Raw genomic sequence first — 1,057 nt, 5'->3', positions numbered from 1 at the left:
CCACCCCGGGGCAGCAACGGTTGACCGAGCTGTTTCTCAGCGTGCTGCATGAAGGGCAGGAGGCCGGCATTCTCAATGACCAGGTAGCGAGCCCGATTCTGCTGGATTTTTTCTATGGGGTGCTGTTGCGCGTTTCCCAGATGCATTTGTTGCGGGGGCGTCCCGGGCGAATGGCGGACCAGCACGGGGTGCTGTTTGATATGTTGTGGCGGGCAATGACCGTTTGATCGGCCGAACAGGCCAATCGCCGCGCCATTGCGGTGCTGGTGCTTGAGGTTTGTGCCGCCCTTTTCTATGTTGATCCATTGGCAGTGGCTCCATCACGGCACTGCACCACAAGAACAAGCCAGCACAAAGGGTACGCATATGCAGTCAGGCACGGTCGCCAGTAACGGAATCGAGCTTTTTTATGAAAGTCGTGGCCCGGAAAACGGGGAGCCCATCGTGTTCGTCATGGGGCTGTCGGCGCAGATGGTGTTCTGGCCGGATTCGTTGCTGGATTCCCTGGCCGCGAAAGGTTATCGGGTTATCCGTTTTGATAACCGGGATGTGGGCAAGTCCACCCGGATTCGCAAGCCCATCAAACAGGGGCCGCTGTCTGCGATTCTGCGCAGCATGGTGGGGCTGTCGGTGGAGAGCGCCTACACCTTGCACGACATGGTGGCCGATACGGTGGGGCTGCTGGATGCCCTGAATATCGAACGGGCGCATTTTGTTGGCGCCTCCATGGGCGGGATGATCAGCCAGTTGATGGCGGGCACGCACCCGGAGCGGGTGTTGTCACTCACCTCGATTATGTCCAGTAACAACAGCCCGCTGTTGCCACCGCCGAAACCGGCGGCGCTGAAAACCCTGGTGGCGCCGCGGGTGAAAGTGGAAACCGAAGAGCAGTTCGTGGCCTTTGGCCTGGAGATGATGGCCAAGCTGGGGGGGGCACCTTGCCTCAGGGCAAGGAAGAGCTGGCCGCCATGTATCGGGCCTCCTGGGCGCGGGGTATTAACCCGCGCGGTATCCGCAACCAGTTCCTGGCCATCATGGCCACCGGGTCGCTGACCAA

1 protein-coding gene and 1 pseudogene are annotated in these 1,057 nt (G+C 60.5%); both read left to right on the top strand.

What is annotated here, in order from left to right; all coding sequences use genetic code 11:
• Positions 1-227, top strand: a pseudogene (locus A3730_RS06150) (TetR/AcrR family transcriptional regulator); the annotation flags it as partial.
• 139 nt (positions 228-366) lie between these two features.
• Positions 367-1,053 (top strand): alpha/beta fold hydrolase, encoded by a 687-nt coding sequence (locus A3730_RS06145; RefSeq protein ID WP_231883869.1) that lies wholly within the window; start codon positions 367-369, stop codon positions 1,051-1,053.
• Positions 1,054-1,057 lie beyond the last annotated feature (4 nt).

The sequence above is a fragment of the Alcanivorax sp. HI0044 genome (genome assembly GCF_001634945.1).
Note: the sequence above shows the minus strand (reverse complement) of the source record. Positions and strands in the feature narration are given on the sequence as shown.